The organism is Pseudoroseomonas ludipueritiae (assembly GCF_014490445.1).
GTDB lineage: Bacteria > Pseudomonadota > Alphaproteobacteria > Acetobacterales > Acetobacteraceae > Pseudoroseomonas > Pseudoroseomonas ludipueritiae.
Genome location: NZ_JACTUZ010000041.1, coordinates 1 through 22,800, shown reverse-complemented (window position 1 = coordinate 22,800; position 22,800 = coordinate 1). Strand labels below are relative to the sequence as shown.

Below are 22,800 nucleotides of genomic sequence, written 5' to 3'. Positions count from 1 at the left end.
CCGGCCAAGCCTCAGCCATGCCAGAAAACCTCCTGGCGTTGCAGCTTTGCCCAGGCCTTGACCGCTTTCTCCCGCACCCCGGCGCCCCGCGCCAGGGCAAAGCCCTCGGCCAGCCCCACGGCCCAGGGCCCGGCGCCGCCGCGGCCGCCGAGCCCCGCCACCAGGGCGCGGGCCACATGGGTGTCATTGGCGATGCCCAGCGCATCCTGCACGGCGGAGAGCCGCTTGATGAAGCGCCGCGCCGCCTTGCCGGGCCAGAGCGGCGCGAAGAGTTCCGCCGCATAGCGCATCCGCTTGGCCTCCAGGCGGACCTCGTGCAGAGCCTCGGCATCCAGCGACTCGATGCCTGCTCCCTTCTTCCGCAACCGCTTCCAGCGGCGGGCAAGGGTGGCGAGGGCGAAGGGCCGCAGCGGCGCTGAGGTATCCGCCGTTGCCTCCGCGCCCCATTCCCGCAGCGCCACGAGACGGATGGCGAACCAGACCAGCCGGCGGAACTCGGGCCCGTCCAGCATGGTCCGGAGCTTGGCATAGGCGGCCTCGCGCCGTCCGCGCGCGGCGCGGAGCAGGGCCTCCAGGCGCCGCTCGCCCGGCCCGACGGCAGCGGCCAGATCGGCGCCCAGGTCCTTCAGGAAGACATCCAGGTCACGCGCCTCGCCCATGGCCCTGGCGAAATCGCGCAACATGGCGTCCAGCGCGCGCAGCTCGGTGCCGTCCAGCACGGGCCGGAACTGCTTCAGGCAAGACCGCAGCCGGCGCGTGGCGACGCGGGACTGGTGCACGCCTTCCGGCCCATCCTCGCGCCGCACGCGTTCGGCCTGCACCACCAGCACCTCCACCAGATGCGCGATGGCGAGGCTCAATGCCTCCTCCACCGTTCTGGATTCATGCAGGTCCGGCGGGCCGAGGCGGCGGGGGTTGGGGCTTTCCTGGCGGGCAAGGGCGCGAGCGGTCTCGGCCAGGCCGGCCACGGCGGGCAGCAACGGCAGGTCCTGCGCCAAGGCCTGGACCAGCGGCAGCACCTCCGCCGCTGGGCCACTGAGCATGAGGCGCGCCACTGGCGCCTCGGCCGCCACGCAGCGGAGGTTGCCATGCCGCAAGAGCAGCCGCACCGGGCCAGCTTCCGCTTCCACCCGCCGTCCTTCGAAGGCCGCCAGCGGCAGCAGCACCTCGCCGCGGACCACATCGGGCGCTTCCCCGCTGGCGTGCTCGCCCAATACCACCGGAGCGGCACCGGGCAGGGCGAAGCCGGGCGGCGGCAGCACCTGCAGGTGGCGGCGGAGGCCTTTGCGCGGGGCTTCCAACGCCTGTCCCAGCTTGGCGAGGTGACCATCGGCGGTGTCCAGCCAGACGCAGCTTTCCGCCACGCCGCGCGGCCGCCCCTCCAGCCGGCGCGCCAGGGCCGGGTGTCGCCAGAGCGGCTGAAGGGCTTCCGGCGGCAAGGCCAGCTCAAGCGCCACAACTAGGCCGGCGGATGCGGGTTCAGCGGGCTCGGCCGCGGGTTCCGGTGCCGGGGGCGGCGGAGGCTCGGGCAGTGGCTCCTGCGACTCAGTCATGCGGTCCGGCTCAGGCCGCCATCTCAGGCAGGTCGTTGGGGGCGATGAAGCGGATCAGCCGCGCCTCCCCCTGCGTCAGTTGCGCCCAGGGGGTTGCCACCGCGAACTCCGCCAGGGCCGCGGTGGGGTAGCCACCGGCAAGGCGCCTGGTGCCCGGGGCGGTGCCGCGTTCCATGGCTTCCTGCCCCGCCAGGGCCAGGGCCAGGTCATGCATGCCCGGGTTATGGCCGATGAGCAGCACGCTCCGCACCGTTTCCGGAATACGGCGCAGGGTTTCCAGCATCCGCTCCCAGGTGGCGAGGTAGAGGTCGTCCATCGGCTCCACCATCGGGTTGTCCGGCAGGGGCGAGAGCACCTCCAGCGTCTGCAGCGTCCGTCGGGCGGAGGAAACCAGCACCGCATCCGGCGCCAGCCCGAGGTCGCGCATCACCGCCGCCATCACCACGGCCGCGCGCTTGCCTCGCGCGTTGAGCGGGCGGGCATGGTCCGGCATCGCCGGGTCGTCCCAGGACGATTTGGCGTGCCGCAGCAGAATCAGTTGCCGCATGGGCGCAGTGTGGCACGCCACGTGGCGCCTGTAACGGGGGAAGGCGCCAGTTGAATTGTGACAAGCTCGCGGGCGCCGCTTCCGCTTGGGGCGGCGCCCGAGAGCGTTACTCCGCCGCCTCGGCCGTCGTGCGGCCGCCGGCCGGGCGAACCACGTCGCCATGGCGGGGGGCATAAAGCACTTCTGGGGTCACCTTCCGCACGTCGCGGGTGCCGGTCAGCGCCATGCTGATATCCAGCTCCTTGCGAATCACCTCCAGCGCCTGGGTCACGCCCTGCTGCCCGCCGGCGGCGAGGCCATAGAGCCAAGCCTTGCCGATCAGGCAGCTCTTGGCGCCCAGCGCCAGCGCCTTCAGCACATCCTGGCCGGAGCGCACGCCGCCATCCATCATGATCTCGGTCTTGTCGCCCACCGCCTCGACGATGGAGGGCAGCACGGAGATGGAGGAGGGCGCGCCGTCGAGCTGCCGGCCGCCGTGGTTGGACACCACCATGGCATCCGCGCCCATGCTGGCGGCGATGCGGGCGTCATCCACGTCCAGCACGCCCTTCAGGATCAGCTTGCCCGGCCAGATGGAGCGGATCCACTCCACGTCCTTCCAGGAGAGGGAGGGGTCGAACTGCCCCGCGATCCAGTGTGAGAGGGTGTTCAGCCCTTCCTTGGCCCCGGGCGCGTCGGCCAGGTTGCCGAAGCTCTTGCGCTTGCCCTGCAGCACCTTCATCGCCCAGGCTGGCTTGGTGGCGACATCGAGCATGTTGCGCAGCGTCAGCTTCGGCGGCACCGCCAGGCCGTTCTTGATGTCGTTGTGCCGCTGGCCCTGGATCTGCAGGTCCAGCGTCAGCACCAGCGCGGAGCACCTGGCGGCGATGGCCCGCTCCACCAGGGAGCGGCTGAAGCCCCGGTCCCGCATCACGTAGAGCTGGAACCAGAAGGGCTTGTCCACCGCGCCCGCCACATCCTCGATGGAGCAGATGGACATGGTGGACAGCGTGAAGGGCACGCCGAAGGCATGGGCGGCGCGGCAGCCCAGGATCTCGCCATCCGCGTGGAACAGCCCGGTCAGGCCGGTGGGGGCGATGCCCACGGGCATGGTCACCGGCTCACCCAGCATGGTGGTGGCGGTGGTGCGTTCCGAGACATCAATCATGACGCGCTGGCGCAGCTTCAGCGCGGCCAGATCCTCGCGGTTGGCGCGCAGGCTGGCCTCGTCGTAGGAGCCGCGGTCGGCATAGTCGAAGATGGCGCGGGGGATGCGCCGGCGTGCGATGCGGCGCAGATCCTCGATATGGGTGATGGGCGGCATGATCTGTCCTCGGTGGCCTCTTTCCCCCAGTTTCAACCTGCGCTGGGTCTTGGTAAAGAGTTTTGACCAGGAGAATCGCAGGCCATGACCGATCCTATCCGGCCCCCGCCACTGGCCAGTGCCGTCGCCGCGCATCTGGAAGGGCTGGTGCTGGAAGGCGTGCTGCGCCCAGGGGATCGCCTCGCGCCGGAGCGGGAACTGGCGGAACGGCTGGGCGTCTCTCGCCCTTCGCTGAGGGAAGCACTGGCGGCGCTGGAGGAAAAGGGCCTGCTGGAAAGCTCCCGCGCCGGCACACAGGTGGCGGATTTCCTGGCGCCGCTCTCAGCACCGCTGGCCGGGCTCTTCGGCACCAGCCCCCGCATGGCGGAGGATTACTTCGAATATCGCCGCCTGATCGAGCCCCAGGCCGCCGCCCTGGCCGCCAGCCGCATCACGCCGCCAGAGCGCGCGGCGCTGGAGGAATGCCTGGCGGCCATGGAGGCCGCCCATGCCCGCGCCCAACCGGCGGAAGAGGCCGAGGCCGATACCCGGCTGCACCTGCTGGTGCATGAGGCCAGCCATAACCTGGTGCTGCTGCATGTGCTGCGCGTCTTCGCCGTGCTGCTGCGCCGGGGCATCCTGTTCAGCCATGAGCAATACTGGCAGCGCGATACCCTGCGCAGCGAGATCCTGGCGCAGCACCGCGCCATCGCCGCCGCCATCCTGCAAGGCCAGCCCGAAGCGGCGGCGGAAGCCATGCGCGACCATATCGGCTTCACCGAACGCGCTTTTCAGTCGCTGCGGGCCGAAGCCGGGCGCCTGTCGGAATCACTGCGGAAGCGGGACCGCCAGGGGCTGGTGGCGGAGGACCGGGCCGGGGACTGAGCCCCTACCAGGGCAGGTCGATCCAGGAGAGGTGGCCACCCTTGCCGGCGCCGGTGTCCAAGAACACCGCCCGCCCGCCGGCCGCCGCCACGGCGACATAAGGCCGCCCATCGGCACTGCGGGTTTCATGCCCGCAATAGACGGTGATGCCGGAGGGGATGCGATGCACCCAGTTGTGCAGCCGCTCCGGATAGCCGTCGATGCGCGTGCGGCTGGTGACCTGGCCAAAGAGCGCGCGGGGCACCAGCCCTTCCGGCTTGCTGCTGCCGGCATGCGGCGGCGGAGGCTCCCGCAGCATGCGCGGGTGGAAGCCGCCATGGACAAACAGCCAGGGGCCCAGCCGCAGCCAGGCCGGAGCACGGCCGATCACATCCAGCGCCGCCTGACGCAGCGCATCGGCATCCGGGGCGGCGGCGATCTGCTTCAGCGTCACGCCCAGCCCCTCCGGGTCCGGCCGCACCAGCGCACCGGAGAGCGCCCGGCGTAGCTTGTGGTCATGGTTGCCCAGCAGGAAAACGCCCTGGTGCTCGGCCACCATCTCCAGCGCCATGCGCAGGGTGGCGGCGCTATCCGGGCCCCGGTCGGTCAGGTCGCCCAGTTGCACCGTGAAGAGGCGCTTGTCCCTGGCCCCGGCCAGGGCGGCGCTGAAGCCATGGGCGTCGCCATGCACATCGCCCACCACGCGCAAACCCTTGAAGGTGGCGCGCAGCGCGGCCAACGAGGGAACATGCGACGAGGTGCCAGCGACGTTCATGCGGCTGGCGGCCCCCCTGCCGGCGCCATGCCAGGGCCGATCGCCCCAGTCCCTACGACCTCATCCGATGCTGCTGGCCAGAGCCCCTCCCGGCGCCCGGCGGTGGCGGAGAATGGTGAACCTTTCATGACGGCTGTAACGATTCAGCCGGCCTTCCGGTCACCGCGGCAAGATGCTTCATCGGCCCGACGGCGGCGCTGTAGAGCCGGTCCCGCCCCAGCAGAAAGGCCCGGCCGCCGCGGGGGAACAAAGCCGCGATCGGCTGCGCAGTGATCTCCAGCCCACCCGTATAGGCACCGAAGGCAGGCAGCATGACCCGCCGGGCATCGGCCAGGAAGCAGGGACGTGTCACCGGGCCGCAGCGGGTGGGCAGGCTGGCCTTGGGGTGAAAATGGCCGCTGAACTCGAAGCCCGCTTCCTTGCCGGCCATGCCGACATGGCGGAACACGAAGGGGCCCTCGCGGAATTCCTCCACCGCCTCGCCAGGCAGGCCATCCGGTGCCACCGGGTCGTGATTGCCCAGCACCCAGGTGACCAGCCGGTTGCCCAGCAGGTGCATCAGCGCCGCGCGGTCCGCCGGCTGCATGCGGGCGGCACCCTCGGCATCGTGGAAGCTGTCGCCCAGAAAGACCACGCGCTCCGGCGTGTAGCGCCGCATCAGGGGTGCGAGGCGGGAGAGCGTCTCGCGGGTATCATAGGGAGGCACGAAGCGGCCATGCCGCGCGAAGTGGCTGCCCTTCTCCAGGTGCAGGTCCGAGACCACCAGGAGCTGGCGGCTCGGCCAGAACAGAACGCCGGAAGGGTCGAGCAGCAGGCGCTCGCCGGCCAGATGCACGGGTGCGGAGATCATGTTCAACAACGGGTTAGCGGGGAAAGCGCCGGGCGGGAAGGTGCAAAACTCAGCCTCGGGGCCGCCGGCGGGCGAAGTGCATGGAACGTGATTTGCGCGGTGGCCGCTCCTCCGCCCGGGGCGGTGGCGGGGTGGGGGCTTCCTCGGCGATCTCGCCGGTGAAGCTGTCCTCACCGCCGGTGGCTTCCTCCACCAGGGCCACGGCCTCGGCCAGCAGCGCATCCTCGGCGCTGCCGGAAACCCATTCACGCCCTTCCTCGATCAGCGCCGGCACGGCCAGGGGCGAGACCCGGTCCAGCCGCCGCACCCGGATGCGGCCCCGGGCGCGCTCCAGCAGGCTGCCGATGCGGGCCACATCCGTCAGGCCGAAGGCGGCCTCGGCACGGGTGGCGCGCAGCAGGATATGGTCGGGCTCGTGCTTGCGCAGCACGTCGTAGATCAGGTCGGCCGACATGCTCATCTGCCGGCCGGATTTCTCCTGGCCCGGGTGGTTCTTCTCCAGCAGCCCGGCGATGGTGGCGATGTTGCGGAAGGTCCGCCGCAGCATGGAGCTTTCGGCGATCCATTCCTCCAGCTCCTCGCCCAGCAGGTCTTCCTCGAAGAGGTGCTCCACATCCGTGGGTTCGAAGGCCGACCACACCGCCATGACGTAATCGGTGCCGAGGAAACCCAGCGGGCCGAGGCCCATCCGCTCCATCCGCCGTGTCACCAGCATGCCCAGCGTCTGGTGCGCCAGCCGCCCCTCGAAGCAATAGGCAACCAGGAACCAGCGGTTGCCGCGCGGAAAGACCTCGACCAGCAGGCCCTCCAGCGGCGGCAGCTCGGACCGCTTGCGCTGCATCGCCAGCCAGTCCCGCACCGGTTCCGGCAGCGCCTTCCAGTGGCGGGGATTGGAGAGGATCTCCCGCACCCGCAGCGCCAGGCTGGTCGAGAGCGGCAGCTTGCTGCCGGCATAGGCTGGCACGCGCGGCTCACCCTCGCCACCGCGGGAGACGATGACCGTCATGGGGTCCAGCCGCTCGTAGCGGAGCACCTGGCCGGCGAAGATGAAGTTGTCGCCCGGCTCCAGGGTGGAGACGAACCATTCCTCCACCTCGCCCAGGATCGGGCCGCCGCGCATCCGCACCTTGAGCAACGGCGTCTCGACAATGGTGCCGAGATTCATCCGCAACTGCCGCGCCACCTGCGGCCCGCGCACATGCACCCGTCCCTCATAATCCCGGAACAGGCGGCGGAAGCGCTCGTAGCCGGAAAGGGCGTAGCCGCCATCCTCCACGAAGCGCAGCGTGTCGTCGAAGTCGCGGCGGGAGAGGGTGGCATAGGCGGCGGCGCCCTTCACCTCCGCGTAAAGGTCGTCGGGGAAGAAGGGGGCGTGGCAGGCCATGGCCAGGATGTGCTGCGCCAGCACGTCCAGCCCACCGGGGCGGGGCGGGTCGCCATCCACCTCACCTTCGGCCACGGCCTCGATGGCGGCGCGGCATTCGATGACCTCGAAGCGGTTGGCGGGCACCAGCGCGGCGCGGGAAGGCTCGTCCATCCGGTGATTGGCGCGGCCAACGCGCTGCAACAGCCGCGCGACACCCTTGGGCGCACCCACCTGGATCACCTGGTCCACTGCGCCCCAGTCGATGCCCAGGTCCAGCGAGGCGGTGGCGACCACGGCGCGCAGCTTTCCCGCCGCCATGGCGGCCTCCACCTTCCGCCGCTGCTCGACGGTGAGAGAGCCGTGGTGGAGGGCGATCGGCAGGTTGTCCTCGTTCAGCCGCCACAATGCCTGGAAGCACAGTTCCGACTGCGCCCGGGTATTGGTGAAGATGATGGAAACCCCGGCTTCCCGCAGCCGCTGGTAGACCTCCGGCATGGTGGAAAGGCCCATATGCCCGCCCCAGGGCAGCCGCCCGGCGGGCAGGATGGTGCCGATCTCCGGCGCCGCGCCGCCGGCGGCGCGCACCAGCCGCACGCTCTCCGGGTCGGCATCCCGCGCACACCAGGCGGCCAGCGCCTTCGGATGCGCCACGGTGGCGGAAAGCCCCACCCGCCGTAGGCCCGGCGCCAGGGTGGAAAGGCGGGACAGACAGAGCGCCAACTGGTCCCCGCGCTTGGTGCCGGCCAGGGCATGGATCTCGTCGATGACGACGCAGGCGAGGTTGCCGAAGATGTCCCCCGCATCGGGCAGCGAGAGCAGCAGGGTCAGGCTTTCCGGCGTGGTCAGCAGGATCTGCGGCGGGTCCTGCCGCTGCCGGGCGCGGCGATTGGCCGGGGTATCGCCGGTGCGGGTCTCGATCCGCAGGTCGAGGCCCATCTCCTCGGCCGGGATGGTCAGGTTGCGGGCGATATCCACCGCCAGCGCCTTCAGCGGCGATACATATAAGGTGTGCAGGCCGGGGCGCGGCTCACGGTGCAGCTGGATCAGGCTGGGCAGGAAGCCCGCCAGGGTCTTGCCGCCGCCCGTGGGCGCGATCAGCAGCGCGCTTTCGCCCGCTTCCGCTGCCGCCAGCATCTCCATCTGGTGTGGCCTGGGACGCCAGCCGCGCGCGGCAAACCACCCGGCAAAAGGTTCTGGCAATGTTCGCATGGGTGGGGCGGATATGGGGCAGGGTGGGCAGGGGCGGAAGGGCGCGAAGTTCACGCTGCGTGCATTTTGCCGTCGCCAGCTTTGCCGCGACGCCGTGGAAGGCAGCCCCTTCCAGTGCAGGATATGCGGGTGCGGCGCCTGTTGTGGCGGATCGACGCAATTCTGGTCAGGGTTCTGTTCGTTACGGCGCGATGGTCGGGCATCCAGCGGGCCTCTGTGCTGGGTGGCGCCTTGGCGCGGCGGATCGGGCTGCTGCTGCCGGTTTCAGATCTCACGCGCCGCGATTTCCTGCTGGCCGGACCGGGTGAAACTGAATGCCTAGGTGAAGATGCTTGGCCGCGAGCACCTGCCGGCCATGCCCTTCCTGGGCACCCGCCCATGATGATGCCCGCCTTGACGGAAATCACGCTGTGTTACCGTTGCCCGGTGGCGCCGGGCCATACCCAGCACATTGGCCCTGGCCGCTTCCACATGGCGGTGGAGCCGCCGTTATCCCCGCCAGACAGTGGTGGCACTGCCGCCGATATCCGCAGCCTGTTGCTGGCGGTGAATAGCCGGATCGAATCCTGGATTCGTGGCAATCCGGGCCAGTGGCTCTGGCTGCGCCGCCGCTAGCCCACCACCAGCAGGGCGCCGCTGGCATAGAGCGTCTCCCGCAGCCCGGGGGCGGGGGCGAGCATTCGCACGCCGGAGGAGGACTGCCCCAGCACGCGGATCCCTCCCAGGTGCGGCAGGGCGGCTTCCGCCGCTTCCTCGCTTTCATAAAGGGCAATCAGTGGCGCCTCGACGGCATGGCGGCCTGGCCGTGGCTCCGGGGCGAGGAAGGGGCGTGTCGCGGTGGCGGTGAACATGGCGCGGAAGATCGCAGCGGTTGGTTTCGGGAATATGAAGGGCTGCGGACATTCCCGCGCTATCAGGCCAGCGCCGCCCGCATGGCTTCATGACCCTGGCCTTGCCAGCCTGATGGGCTTATTGCCGCCCCATCGAGGCAGGAGGAACCGCGATGGGCTGGGTAACGGGAGTTATGGTCTATTTCCTGTGCTGGTGGACCGTGCTCTTCGCGGTGCTGCCCTTCGGCATCCAGCCCGATGCCGAAGGTGCACGGCAAAGCGGTGGATGGCGCGGCGCGCCGCAGCGGCCCCTGATCCTGAGCAAGGTGATCTGGACCACCGTGGTGGCGACGGTGGTGTGGGGCGGGATCTACTGGCTCGTCAGCAGCGATTGGTTGAGCTTCCGCCACGGCTGGCTCGCGATGACACCAAAATAGGCAGATTTCATCGCCTTGAGGCGATCATGCGCAAAGATGCGCCAAATCCCGGCTGAACGCCTTATTTTTCGGCTTTTGTGCCGGGTTTTCACGTTGATGGCCAGTCTGCACGCAGGCACAGTTGTTCTCAGGAAGAGAGCTGGTTCTCTTCCTGCCGTGTGACTGGCGTTTCCTCCCTAAACTCGGGCCGCACCTCGGTGCGGCCTTTTTTTTGTATCGTTTCCGTTTGGGCGCGCCAAGCTGAATCTTCAGAAAGTTTCAAGCTTAGCGGTCACGACGTATTTTTGTTGCGATGCACCATGATGGTGCGGTGAAACCAAGCCCTCCCTGGCATCCAGACCCATTCCCCCTTACGTTCCGCGCCAAAGCTTTGGACCGGAGCCTTTCCCTTGCGCCTCTCCCGCGCCTTCCTGCCGACCCTGAAAGAAATCCCCGCCGAGGCGGCGATCGCTTCCCATAAGCTGATGCTGCGTGCCGGCATGATCCGGCAGACCAGCGCCGGCATCTATGCCTGGCTGCCACTCGGCCTGCGCGTGCTGAAGAAGGTCGAGCAGATCGTGCGGGAGGAACAGGACGCCGCCGGCGCCCAGGAAATCCTGATGCCGACGATCCAGAGCGCCGACCTCTGGCGCCAGTCCGGCCGCTATGACGACTACGGCAAGGAAATGCTGCGCATCCGCGACCGGCATGACCGCGACATGCTCTTCGGTCCGACCAATGAGGAAATGGTCACCGATATCTTCAAGACCTATGCCAAGTCCTACCGCGACCTGCCGCGCAACCTCTACCACATCCAGTGGAAGTTCCGGGACGAGGTGCGCCCCCGCTTCGGCGTGATGCGCGGCCGCGAGTTCCTGATGAAGGACGGCTATTCCTTCGACCTGGACGTGGAAGGCGGCACCCGCTCCTACCGCGCCATGATGCTGGCCTATATGCGCACCTTCCAGCGTATGGGCCTGCGTGCGGTGCCGATGCGGGCGGATACCGGTCCCATCGGCGGCAATCTCTCCCACGAATTCATCATCCTGGCGCCGACCGGCGAAAGCACCGTCTTCTACGACGCCGCCTTCGAGGAGATGGCGCTCTCCAACGCCGACTACAGCTACGAGAAGCCGGAGGATCTGGAGAAGTTCTTCAACCAGATCACCAGCCTCTACGCCGCGACGGACGAGATGCACGACGAGGCCGCCTGGGCCCAGGTGCCGGCCGATCGCCAGCGCGAGGGCAAGGGCATCGAGGTCGGCCACATCTTCTTCTTCGGCGAGAAGTATTCGAAGTCGATGGGCCTCACTGTGGCTGGGCCCGACGGCCAGCCGGTGAACCCGCAAATGGGCAGCTACGGCATCGGCGTCTCCCGCCTGCTCGGCGCCATCATTGAGGCGAGCCATGACGAGGCCGGCATCATCTGGCCGGATGCGGTGGCGCCCTTCCGCTGCGCCATCCTCAACCTGAAGCCCGGTGACCTGGCGACGGACGCGCTCTGCGAGAAGCTCTATGCCTCCCTGCAAGGCGATGCCGTCTATGACGACCGGCCGGAGCGCGCGGGCGTGAAGTTCAACGACGCCGATCTCGCCGGCTATCCCTGGCAGGCCATCATCGGCCCGCGCGGCGCCGCCAACGAGAAGATCGAACTGAAGCGCCGCGCTACGGGCGAGCGGGCGGAAGTGTCGCTGGAAGAAGCCCTGCACCGCATCCTGGCGGGCTGAGCACCGCATGTTCGGTGCCTTCGAGCGCATGGTCGCCTTCCGCTACCTTCGGGCGCGGAAGGGGGAACGCTTCGTCTCCGTGATCGCCACCTTCTCGCTGGTGGGGATCGCGCTGGGCGTGGCCACGCTGATCATCGTGATGTCGGTGATGAACGGCTTCCGGCAGGAGCTGCTGGGCCGCATCCTTGGGCTGAACGGCCATCTCGGCATCTATGCCGCCGATGGCGGGGGGCTGCGGGACTTCGACAGCGTCCTGGCCAGGGTGCGAGGGCTGCCGGGCATTACCTCGGCGGCGCCGGTGGTGGAAGGGCAGGTGCTGCTGACCAGCGAGGGCGGCGGTGCCACCGGTGGCTTCGCCCGTGGCATCCGGCCGGAGGACCTGAAGGCGCGGCCGATCCTCGCCGGCAACATCGTCTCTGGCACGCTGGATCAGTTCGGGGGCGAGGACACCATCATCATCGGTACCCGCCTGGCGCAGAAGCTGCGGCTGGGGGTCGGCGGCAAGGTGACGCTGGTTTCGCCGCAGGGGCGCACCACCGTCATCGGCATGGTGCCGCGGCTGAAGGCCTATACCATCGTCGCGCTCTTCGACACCGGCATGAACGAGTATGACAGCGGCTATGTCTTCATGCCGCTGCAGGCCGCGCAGACCTACTTCCAGTTGCGCGACGCGGCCTCCCAGATCGAGATCTTCGTGCAGAACCCGGACCAGGTGCGGCAGGTGACGCAGGAGATCGTCCGCACACTCTCCCCCATGCCCTTCCGCGTGCTGGACTGGCAGGCCAGCAACAGCAGCTTCTTCGCGGCAGTGCAGGTGGAGCGGAACGTGATGTTCCTGATCCTGACGCTGATCATCGTCGTCGCCGCCTTCAACATCATCTCCTCCCTCATCATGCTGGTGAAGGACAAGGGACGCGACATCGCCATCCTGCGCACCATGGGTGCCAGTTCGGGCGCCATCATGCGGATCTTCCTGCTCTGCGGCGCTTCCATCGGCGTGCTCGGCACGCTGATCGGCTTCGGCATCGGACTGGTCTTCTGCCTGAACATCGAGCGCATCCGGCAGGCCCTGCAATCCCTGACCGGCACGCAGCTCTTCAGCCCGGAAGTGTATTTCCTGACCCGCCTGCCCGCCATCGTGGACCCCAACGAGGTGACGCAGGTGGTGCTGATGGGCCTCGGCCTTTCGCTGCTGGCGACGCTCTATCCTTCCTGGCGCGCGGCCAAGACGGACCCGGTGGAGGCCCTGCGCAATGAGTGACACGCCGCGCCTGCGCCTTTCCGGCGTCACCCGCTCCTTCCGCACGGAGGCCGGCGAATTGCCGGTGCTGCGCGGCGCCGATCTCGACCTCAACGCGGGCGAGATCGTCGCGCTGGTGGCGCCTTCCGGCACCGGCAAGTCCACCCTGCTGCATCTGGCCGGGCTGCTGGAGAAGCCGGACGGCGGCAAGGTGATCGTCGATGGCCAGGACACCTCCGGCATGGCGGACAAGGCGCGTACCGCCCTGCGCGGCCAGTCCATTGGCTTCGTCTACCAGTTCCACCACCTGCTGCCGGAATTCACGGCGCTGGAGAATGTGGTGCTGCCGCAGATGGCCATCGGCACCGCCCGCGCGGCGGCCGAGGCGCGCGCCCATGAGCTGCTGGCCTCCTTCGGCCTGAAGGGGCGGGAAGCGCACCGGCCCGGCCGGCTCTCGGGTGGCGAGCAGCAGCGCGTGGCCATCAGCCGCGCCCTGGCCAACCGCCCGGGCCTGCTGCTGGCGGACGAGCCCACGGGCAACCTGGATGTCGGCACCTCCGACCTCGTTTTCGAGGAGCTGCTGGCCGCCGTGCGCAATGCCGGCGTGGCGGCGCTGATCGCCACCCATAACCCGGACCTCGCCGCCCGCATGGACCGGGTGGTGACGCTGCGCGAAGGTCACGTCGTTCCGGCCTGAACGCGTGAAGCCGGGCAGGGGAGGTGCTATATCCTCCCCATGTCAGGCTCCTTCGTTCATCTGCACACCCATTCCGCCTATTCCCTCGCCGAGGGCGCCATCAAGGCGGACAAGCTGGCGGTGCTGGCCAAGGAGGCCGGCATGCCGGCCCTGGCGCTGACCGATACGGCCAATCTTTTCGGCGCGCTGGAATTCTCCAGCTACTGCTCCGGCAAAGGCGTGCAGCCCATCATCGGCTGCCAGCTCAACCTGACGCGGGCCGCGACGGATGACCGGCCGGAGATCGCCCGGCTGAACCCCGACCCGGTGGTGGTGCTGGCCATGGACGCGCAGGGGCTGGAGAATGTGCAGCGCCTGTCCTCTCACGGCTTCCTGCGGGACGACCCTTCCGGCAAGCCCACCATCACCCTGGACCTGCTGCGCGGCCATTCCGAAGGCGTCTTCCTGCTGACCGGCGGCACCAGCGGGCCGCTGGGGCGGCTGTTGGTGGAAGGGCGGCGGGATGCCGCGGCAAATCTGCTGGATGCCCTGAAGGAAAGCTTCCCGGACCGCCTGGCGGTGGAGCTGCACCGGCACGGCCTGGCGGTGGAGCGGGGGCTCGACCCCGCGCTGCTCTCGCTGGCCGATGCCGCCGGGCTGCCGGTGGTCGCGGCCAACGATGTCTATTTCGCCAAGCCCGAGATGTACGAGGCGCATGACGCGCTGCTCTGCATCGCCGAGGGCCGCACCCTGGCGGAGACCGACCGGCGCCGCCTGACGGCCGAGCATTACTTCAAGTCCGCCGCCGCCATGCGGAAGCTTTTCGCGGACCTGCCGGAAGCCTGCGACAATACCCTCGCCATCGCCCGCCGCTGCCACGTGATGGCGGAGAACCGGAAGCCCGAGCTGCCGATCTGCCCCAAGGTGCAGCCCGGCATGACGGAGGCCGAGACGGTGCGCGACATGGCGCGCCGTGGCCTGGAGGCGCGGCTGGACGCGCAGGGCACGACGGACCGGCAGGTCTATCGGGACCGGCTGGAGTTCGAGCTGAACGTCATCGAGAAGATGGGCTTTTCCGGCTACTTCCTGATCGTGGCCGACTTCATCCAGTGGGCCAAGCAGCAGGGCATTCCCGTGGGTCCGGGCCGTGGCTCGGGCGCCGGTTCCGTCGCCGCCTGGGCGCTGCTCATCACGGATCTCGACCCGCTGCGCTTCGGCCTGCTCTTCGAGCGCTTCCTGAACCCTGAGCGCGTGTCGATGCCTGACTTCGACATCGACTTCTGCCAGGACCGCCGTGACGAGGTCATCCAATACGTCCGCCGCGAATATGGCGAGGACCGCGTGGCGCAGATCATCACCTTCGGCCGGTTGCAGGCCAAGGCGGTGGTGCGCGATGTCGGCCGCGTCATGGGCATGCCCTATGGCCAGGTGAACCGCATCGCGGAACTGATCCCCTTCAACCCCGCCAAGCCCGTGACGCTGCAGCAGGCGCTGGACGGCGAGCCGCGCCTGCAGGACATGCGCGCGGACGAGACGGTGGACCGGCTGATGGAAACCGCTCTGGTGCTGGAAGGGCTTTACCGGAATGCCTCCACCCACGCCGCCGGCGTCGTCATCGGCCGCAAGCCGCTGATCGACATTGTCGGCCTCTACCGTGACCCGCGCTCCGACATGCTGGTGACGCAATACTCCATGAAATACGTGGAGAATGCCTCGCTGGTGAAGTTCGACTTCCTCGGCCTCAAGACGCTGACGGTCTTGCAGCGCGCGGTGGAGATCCTGGATGAGCAGGGGATCAAGATCGATCTCTCGCAGATCCCGCTGGACGACAAGAAGACCTACGACATGCTGGCGCGCGGCGATTCCGCCGGCGTGTTCCAGTTCGAAGGTCAGGGCATGCGGGACTGCCTCCGCATGATGCGGCCCGACCGCTTCGAGGACCTGATCGCCGCCGTCTCACTCTACCGTCCGGGCCCGATGGCCAATATTCCGGCCTATTGCGCCCGCAAGCATGGCGAGGCCTGGGAGCCGGTGCACCCGGCCATGCGCCACCTGGTGGAAGAGACCTACGGCATCCTGGTCTACCAGGAGCAGGTGATGCAGATCAGCCAGGATGTCGCGGGCTACTCGCTCGGCGGCGCCGACCTGCTGCGCCGCGCCATGGGCAAGAAGATCCGCTCGGAGATGGAGGCGCAGCGCAAGATCTTCGTCGATGGCGCGGTGAAGAATGGCGTGCCGGAGGACAAGGCCGGCGAGATCTTCGACCTGATGGAGAAGTTCGCGGAATACGGCTTCAACAAGTCGCACGCCGCCGCTTACGCGCTGGTCGCCTACCACACCGCTTACCTGAAGGCGAACCACGCGGTGGCCTTCATCGCCGCCTCCATGACCTTCGACATGGACAAGACCGAGAAGCTGGCGAACCACATGCAGGAGGCCGCGCGTCTCGGCATCAAGGTGCTGCCGCCGGACGTCAACCGCTCCGCCGCCGATTTCCGGGTCGAGAAGGACGCCGAGGGCAAGGAATGCATCCGCTTCGCCCTGGCGGCGGTGAAGCGCGTCGGCCTGCAGGCGATGAAGGATCTGGTTGCCGCCCGCGGCAGGCCCTTCGAATCCGTCGCCGATTTCGCCGGGCGCGTGGACCCGAAGCTGCTGAATAAGATGCAGCTGGAGAACCTGGCCCGGGCCGGTGCCTTCGATACGCTGGAGAAGAACCGCGCCAGGGTGATGATGGGCGCCGAGGTGATCCTGCGCCGCGCCCAGGCCAAGGCGGAGGAGCGTGCCTCCAGCCAGATCGGCCTTTTCGGCGGCGGCGACGCGCGGCCGGAGCCCCTGCGCCTGCCGGAAGTGCCTGACTGGCCGGAACTGGAACGGCTGTCGCATGAGGCGGAGGCGGTGGGCTTCCATCTCTCCGCCCATCCGCTGGACACCTATAGGGAGACGCTGCGCAAGCTGGGCGTGACCTCCATCGCGCAGGCCCAGGCGCGGGCGGAGGCCGGCGTGGGGCGCCTCAAGCTGGCCGGCACGGTGGTGAACAGCAAGGAGCGCACCACCCGCACCGGCAGCCGCATGGCCTGGGTCCGCATCTCCGATTCCTCCGGCAGCACCGAGGTGACGCTGTTCTCCGAGGTGCTGCTGCGATCGCGCGAGATGCTGACCGAGGGCAATCCGGTCCTGATCACCTGCGAGGCGCGGATGGAGGGCGAGACGCTGCGCCTGACGGCCCAGGACCTGGAAGGGCTGGACAAGGCCGCGGCCGGCCTGCGGCAGATGCTGCGCCTGACCATCGAGGATGCCGCCGCCATCGAGCCCATCCGTGCGTTGCTGGAGCGGGAAGGGCCGGGCAAGGGCAAGGTCGCGCTGATCCCGCGTACCGGGCCGGGGCAGGAGATCGAGGTGCTGCTGCCCGGCTTCTTCAATGTCTCGCCCCGGATGGCGCAGGCCATGAAGGTCGTGCCCGGGGTCGCGCATGTGGAGGCCGGCTGAGGTGCATGAGTTCTTCTATCTCTACGATCCGCTCTGCGGCTGGTGCTATGGCGCCGCGCCGGCCGTGGTGAAGCTGGAGCTGGAGCCTTCGGTGATGCTGCACCCGCTGGCCACCGGCCTCTTCGCCGGGGGCGGGCGCAGCATGACGCCGGATTTCGCGGCCTATGCCTGGAAGAACGACCAGCGCATCGCGCAACTGACCGGGCAGGTGTTTTCCGAGGCCTATCGCGAGAAGGTGCTTGGTGATCCCGCCGGGCGTTTCGACTCCACCGCCGCCACCCGCGCCCTGACCGCAGTGCATCTGACGGAGCCGGCCAAGGAACTGGAGGCGATGCACCGTATCCAGTTGCTGCGCTACGTGGATGGGCAGGACAATACCGACCCCGCGGTGCTGGTCTCCGTGCTGCGGGACCTGGGGCTGGACGAGGCGGTGGCGTTGCTGGAATCGGATGACCCTGGCGTGGGCGAGGCCATGGCCACCCGCCAGGCCATGGCGGAGAAGCTGATGCAAGGGCTCGGCATCCGCGGCGTGCCCGCCCTGGTGCGGCTGGAAGAGGGGCGGCCCGTTGCCCTTCCCAATACCATCCTCTTCGAGGAGCCGGCGACACTGGCCGCGCGCCTCGGCCTGCGGCCGGATGCCGAGGAGGATATCCGCTAGCCTGTCAGGCCAAGCTTGCCCCGGCAGGCGGGGCATGCCATATGCCGCCGCGTTCGCCCCGGGATGAGCTCGGGACGGGCAAATCCGCACGCGGCGCGCCCTTCCACCCACATGGTGCCAGGGTCCGGTCCCCCGAGAGGGGGCTTAGCGCCGTGGAGGCCCAACCGGACTACGATCTGAAGGAAGGACCGCCGCCATGGCGATGCCCGAAGTTTCCCTGCGCCAACTGCTTGAGGCCGGTGTCCACTTTGGCCACCACACCCGCCGCTGGAACCCGAAGATGGCGCCGTACATCTTCGGCGTGCGCAACCAGGTCCACATCCTGGACCTGCAGCAGACCGTCCCCCTGATGGACCGCGCGCTCCGCGCCGTCCGTGACGTGGTCGCCGCCGGCGGCCGCGTGCTCTTCGTGGGCACCAAGAAGTCCGCCGCCGAATACGTGGCCGATGCCGCGACCCGCTGCGGCCAGTACTACGTGAACCACCGCTGGCTCGGCGGCATGCTGACCAACTGGAAGACCATCACGGGCTCCATCAAGCGCCTGAAGCAGATGGACGAGCAGCTGGGCGGCAACACCCAGGGTCTCACCAAGAAGGAGATCCTGATGCTGACGCGCGAGCGCGAGAAGCTCGACCGCGCGCTGGGCGGCATCCGCGAGATGGGCGGCCTGCCGGACATCATCTTCGTCATCGACGTGGTGAAGGAGAAGCTGGCGATCGAGGAAGCCAACAAGCTGGGCATCCCGGTTGTCGCCGTGCTCGACTCCAACGCCGATCCCTCGGGCATCGCCTATCCGATCCCGGGCAACGATGACGCCATCCGCGCCATCAACCTCTACTGCGACCTGATGGCCGGCGCCGTGTTCGACGGCATCTCCGCCGAGCTGCAGGCCTCCGGCGTCGACCTCGGCGCTTCCGAGGAGCTGATCGAGGAAGAGCCGGTGCTCGAGACCGCCCAGACCAGCCCGGGCGTCGGCCTGGATACCGAGACGGTCGAGACGATGGTCCAGGCCAACCAGGACGACGGCAACCAGGCCGGCAAGGTCTGAACCGAAACAGCGCGAGGAGAATCGAGCATGGCTGAGATTACCGCCGCGATGGTGCGTGACCTGCGCGAGAAGACCGGCGCGGGCATGATGGACTGCAAGAAGGCCCTGGTGGAGGCCGATGGCAACATCGAGGCCGCCGTCGACTGGCTGCGCAAGAAGGGCCTGGCCGCCGCGGCCAAGAAGTCCGGCCGCGTGGCGGCCGAGGGTCTGATCGGTGTCGCCAGCGGCCCGCAGGTCGCCGGCATGGTCGAGGTGAATGCCGAGACCGACTTCGTGGCCCGCAACGAGCTGTTCCAGAACTTCGTGTCCGAGGTCGCCGGCATCGTGCTGGTGGTCGGCGACGACGTGGAGCAGATCAAGGGCTACACCTATCCCGGCACCGGCCATTCCGTGCAGGAAGAGCTGACGCGCCTGATCGCCACCATCGGCGAGAACATGACCATCCGCCGGGCCAAGCGCCTGACGGTGCCGTCGGGCGTGGTCGCGACCTACACGCACTCCGCCGTCAAGCCGGGCCTCGGCAAGATCGGCGTGCTGGCCGCTCTGGAAGCCCCGTCCGAGATCGAGGCGCTGGAGACGCTGGGCCGCCAGATCGGCATGCACGTCGCCGCCGCGCGCCCCGAGGCGCTGGACGTCTCCGTGGTGGACCCCTCCGCCCTGGAGCGTGAGAAGGCGGTGCTGACCGAGCAGGCCCGCGCTTCCGGCAAGCCGGACGCCATCATCGAGAAGATGGTCGAGGGCCGCGTCCGCAAGTACTACGAGGAAGTGGTGCTGCTGGAGCAGGTCTGGGTGCATGACGGCGAGAGCCGCGTGAAGTCCGTGGTCCAGAAGGCCGGCGCCAAGCTGACGGGCTTCGCCCGCTTCCAGCTGGGCGAGGGCATCGAGAAGCAGAGCGGCGACTTCGCCGCCGAGGTGGCCGCGGCCGCCGGTACGGTCTGATCACTCAGGCCTGAAGCTTCTGGCGGGGGTGCCGGCATGGCCGGTGCCCCCGTCTTCTTGTGTGAAGGCCGGACTGCCCGGCCTTGCCGCGTCGGGGCCGCCTGCCTATCGTGCCAGTTGCCCCGCCTCGGCTTTCTGAATGGAGCCTCGCCTCAATGCCCGCCCCGATCTACAAGCGCGTCCTGCTCAAGCTCTCGGGGGAGGCGCTGATGGGCAGCCGCGACTATGGCCTCGACAATGCCACTGTCAAAGCCATCGCCGAGGACATCAAGGGCGCCGTGGCGCTGGGCGTCGAGGTCTGCGTGGTGGTGGGCGGCGGCAATATCTTCCGCGGCGTCTCCGGTGCCTCTTCCGGCATGGACCGGGCGCAGGCCGATAACATGGGCATGCTCGCCACGGTGATGAACGCCCTGGCCATGCAGAACGCGCTGGAAAAGATCGGCGTGCCGACGCGGGTGCAGTCCGCCATCCCGATGAGCAGCGTCTGCGAGCCCTTCATCCGCCGCCGCGCCCAGCGGCACATGGAGAAGGGGCGGGTGGTGATCTTTGCCGCGGGTTCCGGCAATCCCTTCTTCACCACCGATACCGCCGCCGCGCTGCGCGCCGCCGAGATGGGCTGCGACGCCCTGTTCAAGGGCACCCAGGTGGACGGTGTGTATTCCGCCGACCCGCGCAAGAACCCGCAGGCCGAGCGCTACGTCACCCTGACCTATCTTGATATGCTGGCCCGCGACCTGGCGGTGATGGATGCTGCCGCCATCAGCCTGGCCCGCGAGAATAAGCTGCCGATCATCGTGTTCAATATTCATGAGGCCGGTGCCTTCACCGCCGTGATGCAGGGTGAGGGCCGTTTCACCACGGTCGTGGACCTGTAAGACGCCTGTCGCTGTTGTTGTAGAGAAGTAGAAGAAGGACGCCCGCCATGGCCGCTCCCGCCGACTTCCCCAATCTGAAGCAGGACCTTTCCCGCCGCATGGACGGCGCGCTGGAGTCCCTGAAGAAGGAATTCAACGGTCTGCGGACCGGCCGTGCCTCCCCGGCGCTGCTGGAGCCGATTCGCGTTGAGCTCTATGGCGCCAACCAGCCGCTGAACCAGGTGGCCAATATCTCGGTGGGTGGCCCCTCCATGCTGCAGGTGCAGGTCTGGGACCGCTCGGCCGCCAAGGCTGTCGAGATCGCCATCCGCGACTCCGGCCTGGGCCTCAACCCGCAGACCGAGGGCCAGACCATCCGCGTGCCGCTGCCGCCGCTGACGGCCGAGCGCCGCAACGAGTTGGCCAAGCAGGCCGCCAAGTATGCCGAGGCCGCCAAGGTCGCCGCCCGTGGCGTGCGCCGGGACGGCATGGAGACCATCAAGGGCTGGGAAACCAAGTCCGAGATCTCCAAGGACGATGCCAAGCGCTGGTCCGACGAGGTGCAGAAGCTGACGGACAGCACCATCAAGAAGGTGGACGAGCTGCTGGCCGACAAGGAAAAGGACATCAAGACCGTCTGACGTCCTTTCCTTTCTTTCTCCAGCAGGCGGAACGGCAATCGAATGAGCGCGGCGTCCGGAGCGGCCCCGGCACTGAAGGGCGGCACGCCCTCCTGCGTGCCTGTCCATGTTGGCATCATCATGGACGGCAACCGCCGCTGGGCCCGGGCCCGCGGCCTTCCCAGCGCCTTGGGCCATAAGGCCGGCGCCGACGCGGTGCGCCGCACCGTGGAGGCGGCGGCTAAGTCCGGCGTCGGATGGCTTACGCTCTTCGCCTTCTCGTCCGAGAACTGGCGGCGGCCGGAGGACGAGGTGCGGGACCTGACGGGCCTGCTGCGCTTCTACCTGCGGCATGAGATCGCGGCCCTGCACCGGAACAAGGTGCGGCTGCGCGTGATCGGGGAGCGGGAGCGCTTCGGTCCAGAGACTGTGGCCGCCATCCAGGAGGCCGAGGCGCTGACGGCCAATAACACCGGCCTCAACCTCACTGTCGCCCTTTCCTATGGCAGCCGGGCGGAGATCGCGGCGGCGGCACGCTCGCTCGCGCAGGATGTCGCTGCGGGCCGCCTGGAAGCCGAATCCGTGGACGAGGCGATGCTGACGCGCCGCCTCTTCACCCTCGGCATGCCGGACCCGGACCTGATCATCCGCACCTCAGGCGAGCAGCGCCTGTCCAACTTCCTGCTCTGGCAAGCCGCCTATGCCGAGCTGTGGTTCACCGACACGCTCTGGCCGGATTTCGGCGCCACCCAGCTGGCCGAGGCCATCGGCAGCTACGCGCGGCGTGAGCGCCGCTACGGGGCAGGCTGAGTTCATGGCTATGGCTGAGGCCCAGGAGAAGGCCAAGCGCTGGCGTGACCTGAAGAAACGCGCCATTTCCGCCGCCGTGCTGGGGCCGGGCGCTCTGCTCTGCATCTGGCTGGGCGCCTTGCCCTGGACGGCGTTGATGGCGGTGGCCATCGCCGGGCTGGTCTGGGAATGGGTGCATCTCTGCGGCTTGCGCAACCGGGCGCTGCCGGGGGCAGCGGTGCCGCTGGCGGTCTTTGTGGCCTGTGCCTTCGCTGTCTTCGACCATACGCTTCTGGCGCTGGTGCTGCTGCTGCTGGGCTTCCTGGCCACGCTGGTGGGCGCTGGCTGGATGCAGCGGCGGGACGGGCGCCCCGCGCCGGTGGGCTGGCTTGCCTTTGGCGTGCTTTACATCGGCATCGCCGGCATCAGCCTGATCACGCTGCGGCACGACAGCGAGGCGGGGCGCGACAACGTCCTCTTCCTGATCGCCGTGGTCTGGGCCAGCGATATCGGCGCCTATATGTTCGGCCGGATGTTGGGCGGGCCAAAGCTGGCGCCCGCCATTTCTCCAGGCAAGACATGGTCGGGCGCCTTGGGTGGCCTGGTTTGCACCATGGTGTTCGGCGCGCTCGTCGCCGCCTGGGCCACGCCTTATCCGGACGACATGCTCAAGGCCGCCGGCATCGCCGCCATACTGGGCGTCGCTACCCAGTTGGGCGACCTGTTTGAAAGTCATTTTAAGCGTCGCTTTGGCGTGAAGGACAGTTCCGCGCTGATCCCTGGCCATGGCGGATTGCTGGACCGGCTGGATGGGCTGATCGCCGCTGCGCCGCTGGCGGCATTGCTGGCTTTCTTCATGGGTTACGGGGTGGTGCTCTGGCGATGACACGCACGGTTTCCATCCTGGGCAGCACCGGCTCGGTCGGGCGCAGCACCGTGGCGCTGCTGGATGCGGCGGCGCCAGGCGAATTCGAGGTGGTCGCGCTGGTGGCTGGCCGCGATGCCGCCGCGCTGGCGGAGCAGGCAAAGCGGCTGCGGCCGCGCGTCGCGGTGCTGGCGGACCCCGCCGCC

The 22,800-nt window shown here is 68.6% G+C and carries 21 protein-coding genes and 1 pseudogene; 15 read left to right on the top strand and 7 right to left on the bottom strand.

The window, feature by feature from the left end; translation table 11 throughout:
- Positions 1 to 11 precede the first annotated feature (11 nt).
- The 3 genes from IBL25_RS11455 to IBL25_RS11445 all read right to left on the bottom strand — a co-directional run bounded on the left by IBL25_RS11455 (position 12) and on the right by IBL25_RS11445 (position 3,403).
- Positions 12 to 1,553 (bottom strand): CYTH and CHAD domain-containing protein, encoded by a 1,542-nt coding sequence (locus tag IBL25_RS11455; RefSeq protein WP_187778676.1) that lies wholly within the window; start codon positions 1,551 to 1,553, stop codon positions 12 to 14.
- 10 nt (positions 1,554 to 1,563) lie between these two features.
- A complete protein-coding gene (locus tag IBL25_RS11450) occupies positions 1,564 to 2,100 on the bottom strand; it encodes a SixA phosphatase family protein (protein WP_187778675.1) in 537 nt (178 codons plus the stop codon).
- 106 nt (positions 2,101 to 2,206) lie between these two features.
- The gene (locus tag IBL25_RS11445) at positions 2,207 to 3,403 is read right to left on the bottom strand and encodes an alpha-hydroxy acid oxidase (protein ID WP_187778674.1); all 1,197 of its coding nucleotides are present in this window, start codon (positions 3,401 to 3,403) and stop codon (positions 2,207 to 2,209) included.
- A gap of 84 nt (positions 3,404 to 3,487) precedes the next feature.
- On the opposite strand from IBL25_RS11445, the gene IBL25_RS11440 reads away from it, so the two are divergent.
- The gene (locus tag IBL25_RS11440) at positions 3,488 to 4,267 is read left to right on the top strand and encodes a FadR/GntR family transcriptional regulator (RefSeq protein WP_187778673.1); all 780 of its coding nucleotides are present in this window, start codon (positions 3,488 to 3,490) and stop codon (positions 4,265 to 4,267) included.
- A gap of 4 nt (positions 4,268 to 4,271) precedes the next feature.
- Here the strand turns inward: IBL25_RS11440 and IBL25_RS11435 are convergent, their stop codons facing one another.
- The 3 genes from IBL25_RS11435 to IBL25_RS11425 form a co-directional block, all read right to left on the bottom strand.
- Entirely contained in the window at positions 4,272 to 5,021 is a 750-nt protein-coding gene (locus IBL25_RS11435) for a metallophosphoesterase (protein ID WP_187778672.1), read from the bottom strand.
- A 124-nt stretch (positions 5,022 to 5,145) separates the two neighbouring features.
- On the bottom strand, positions 5,146 to 5,871 hold the full coding sequence (pdeM, locus tag IBL25_RS11430; RefSeq protein ID WP_187778671.1) for a ligase-associated DNA damage response endonuclease PdeM: 726 nt from the start codon (positions 5,869 to 5,871) through the stop codon (positions 5,146 to 5,148).
- Positions 5,872 to 5,920: 49 nt separating this feature from the next.
- A complete protein-coding gene (locus IBL25_RS11425) occupies positions 5,921 to 8,377 on the bottom strand; it encodes a ligase-associated DNA damage response DEXH box helicase (protein WP_238940366.1) in 2,457 nt (818 codons plus the stop codon).
- Between the two features lie 198 nt (positions 8,378 to 8,575).
- On the opposite strand from IBL25_RS11425, the gene IBL25_RS11420 reads away from it, so the two are divergent.
- Positions 8,576 to 9,061, top strand: a complete 486-nt coding sequence (locus IBL25_RS11420; protein WP_187778669.1) for an LpxL/LpxP family acyltransferase — start codon at positions 8,576 to 8,578, stop codon at positions 9,059 to 9,061.
- Here the strand turns inward: IBL25_RS11420 and IBL25_RS11415 are convergent.
- A complete protein-coding gene (locus IBL25_RS11415; RefSeq protein ID WP_187778668.1) occupies positions 9,058 to 9,297 on the bottom strand; it encodes a hypothetical protein in 240 nt (79 codons plus the stop codon). The genes IBL25_RS11420 and IBL25_RS11415 overlap by 4 nt on opposite strands.
- A 152-nt stretch (positions 9,298 to 9,449) precedes the next feature.
- Between IBL25_RS11415 and IBL25_RS11410 the strand changes: the two genes are divergently transcribed.
- From IBL25_RS11410 to IBL25_RS11350, 13 genes and pseudogenes are all read left to right on the top strand, one after another.
- Positions 9,450 to 9,713, top strand: coding sequence for a DUF1467 family protein (locus tag IBL25_RS11410; RefSeq protein ID WP_187778667.1), 264 nt, complete (start codon positions 9,450 to 9,452; stop codon positions 9,711 to 9,713).
- Positions 9,714 to 10,102: 389 nt separating this feature from the next.
- Positions 10,103 to 11,419 (top strand): proline--tRNA ligase, encoded by a 1,317-nt coding sequence (gene proS, locus IBL25_RS11405; protein ID WP_187778666.1) that lies wholly within the window; start codon positions 10,103 to 10,105, stop codon positions 11,417 to 11,419.
- A 7-nt stretch (positions 11,420 to 11,426) separates the two neighbouring features.
- On the top strand, positions 11,427 to 12,680 hold the full coding sequence (locus IBL25_RS11400; protein WP_187778665.1) for a lipoprotein-releasing ABC transporter permease subunit: 1,254 nt from the start codon (positions 11,427 to 11,429) through the stop codon (positions 12,678 to 12,680).
- The gene (locus IBL25_RS11395; protein WP_187778664.1) at positions 12,673 to 13,356 is read left to right on the top strand and encodes an ABC transporter ATP-binding protein; all 684 of its coding nucleotides are present in this window, start codon (positions 12,673 to 12,675) and stop codon (positions 13,354 to 13,356) included. Before IBL25_RS11400 ends, IBL25_RS11395 begins: the two co-directional genes overlap by 8 nt.
- Positions 13,357 to 13,395: 39 nt before the next feature.
- A complete protein-coding gene (gene dnaE, locus IBL25_RS11390) occupies positions 13,396 to 16,821 on the top strand; it encodes a DNA polymerase III subunit alpha (RefSeq protein ID WP_187778663.1) in 3,426 nt (1,141 codons plus the stop codon).
- Position 16,822: 1 nt separating this feature from the next.
- Positions 16,823 to 17,479 (top strand): DsbA family protein, encoded by a 657-nt coding sequence (locus IBL25_RS11385; RefSeq protein WP_239419269.1) that lies wholly within the window; start codon positions 16,823 to 16,825, stop codon positions 17,477 to 17,479.
- Between the two features lie 196 nt (positions 17,480 to 17,675).
- Positions 17,676 to 18,527 (top strand): 30S ribosomal protein S2, encoded by an 852-nt coding sequence (rpsB, locus tag IBL25_RS11380; protein WP_187778661.1) that lies wholly within the window; start codon positions 17,676 to 17,678, stop codon positions 18,525 to 18,527.
- Between the two features lie 27 nt (positions 18,528 to 18,554).
- Positions 18,555 to 19,466 (top strand): translation elongation factor Ts, encoded by a 912-nt coding sequence (gene tsf / locus IBL25_RS11375; protein ID WP_187778660.1) that lies wholly within the window; start codon positions 18,555 to 18,557, stop codon positions 19,464 to 19,466.
- Positions 19,467 to 19,621: 155 nt separating this feature from the next.
- On the top strand, positions 19,622 to 20,341 hold the full coding sequence (pyrH, locus tag IBL25_RS11370) for a UMP kinase (RefSeq protein WP_187778659.1): 720 nt from the start codon (positions 19,622 to 19,624) through the stop codon (positions 20,339 to 20,341).
- A 47-nt stretch (positions 20,342 to 20,388) separates the two neighbouring features.
- Positions 20,389 to 20,961: a ribosome recycling factor gene (gene frr, locus IBL25_RS11365; RefSeq protein WP_187778658.1), complete on the top strand. Its 573-nt coding sequence runs from the start codon at positions 20,389 to 20,391 to the stop codon at positions 20,959 to 20,961.
- A 42-nt stretch (positions 20,962 to 21,003) separates the two neighbouring features.
- Positions 21,004 to 21,750 (top strand): isoprenyl transferase, encoded by a 747-nt coding sequence (locus IBL25_RS11360; RefSeq protein WP_187778657.1) that lies wholly within the window; start codon positions 21,004 to 21,006, stop codon positions 21,748 to 21,750.
- Between the two features lie 4 nt (positions 21,751 to 21,754).
- Entirely contained in the window at positions 21,755 to 22,615 is an 861-nt protein-coding gene (locus IBL25_RS11355) for a phosphatidate cytidylyltransferase (RefSeq protein WP_238940365.1), read from the top strand.
- Positions 22,612 to 22,800, top strand: a pseudogene (locus IBL25_RS11350) (1-deoxy-D-xylulose-5-phosphate reductoisomerase); the annotation flags it as partial. The gene IBL25_RS11355 and the pseudogene IBL25_RS11350, both read left to right, overlap by 4 nt.

Bases quoted from the DNA above. Each gene is read 5' to 3' on its own strand.
- rpsB (WP_187778661.1), top strand. From the start codon at position 17,676: ATGGCGATGCCCGAAGTTTCCCTGCGCCAACTGCTTGAGGCCGGTGTC.
- IBL25_RS11395 (WP_187778664.1), top strand. From the start codon at position 12,673: ATGAGTGACACGCCGCGCCTGCGCCTTTCCGGCGTCACCCGCTCCTTC.
- frr (WP_187778658.1), top strand. From the start codon at position 20,389: ATGGCCGCTCCCGCCGACTTCCCCAATCTGAAGCAGGACCTTTCCCGC.
- IBL25_RS11410 (WP_187778667.1), top strand. From the start codon at position 9,450: ATGGGCTGGGTAACGGGAGTTATGGTCTATTTCCTGTGCTGGTGGACC.
- IBL25_RS11445 (WP_187778674.1), bottom strand. From the start codon at position 3,403: ATGCCGCCCATCACCCATATCGAGGATCTGCGCCGCATCGCACGCCGG.
- IBL25_RS11455 (WP_187778676.1), bottom strand. From the start codon at position 1,553: ATGACTGAGTCGCAGGAGCCACTGCCCGAGCCTCCGCCGCCCCCGGCA.
- tsf (WP_187778660.1), top strand. From the start codon at position 18,555: ATGGCTGAGATTACCGCCGCGATGGTGCGTGACCTGCGCGAGAAGACC.
- IBL25_RS11415 (WP_187778668.1), bottom strand. From the start codon at position 9,297: ATGTTCACCGCCACCGCGACACGCCCCTTCCTCGCCCCGGAGCCACGG.
- IBL25_RS11450 (WP_187778675.1), bottom strand. From the start codon at position 2,100: ATGCGGCAACTGATTCTGCTGCGGCACGCCAAATCGTCCTGGGACGAC.
- pdeM (WP_187778671.1), bottom strand. From the start codon at position 5,871: ATGATCTCCGCACCCGTGCATCTGGCCGGCGAGCGCCTGCTGCTCGAC.
- IBL25_RS11355 (WP_238940365.1), top strand. From the start codon at position 21,755: ATGGCTATGGCTGAGGCCCAGGAGAAGGCCAAGCGCTGGCGTGACCTG.
- dnaE (WP_187778663.1), top strand. From the start codon at position 13,396: ATGTCAGGCTCCTTCGTTCATCTGCACACCCATTCCGCCTATTCCCTC.
- IBL25_RS11400 (WP_187778665.1), top strand. From the start codon at position 11,427: ATGTTCGGTGCCTTCGAGCGCATGGTCGCCTTCCGCTACCTTCGGGCG.
- IBL25_RS11440 (WP_187778673.1), top strand. From the start codon at position 3,488: ATGACCGATCCTATCCGGCCCCCGCCACTGGCCAGTGCCGTCGCCGCG.
- pyrH (WP_187778659.1), top strand. From the start codon at position 19,622: ATGCCCGCCCCGATCTACAAGCGCGTCCTGCTCAAGCTCTCGGGGGAG.
- IBL25_RS11435 (WP_187778672.1), bottom strand. From the start codon at position 5,021: ATGAACGTCGCTGGCACCTCGTCGCATGTTCCCTCGTTGGCCGCGCTG.
- IBL25_RS11360 (WP_187778657.1), top strand. From the start codon at position 21,004: ATGAGCGCGGCGTCCGGAGCGGCCCCGGCACTGAAGGGCGGCACGCCC.
- IBL25_RS11425 (WP_238940366.1), bottom strand. From the start codon at position 8,377: ATGGAGATGCTGGCGGCAGCGGAAGCGGGCGAAAGCGCGCTGCTGATC.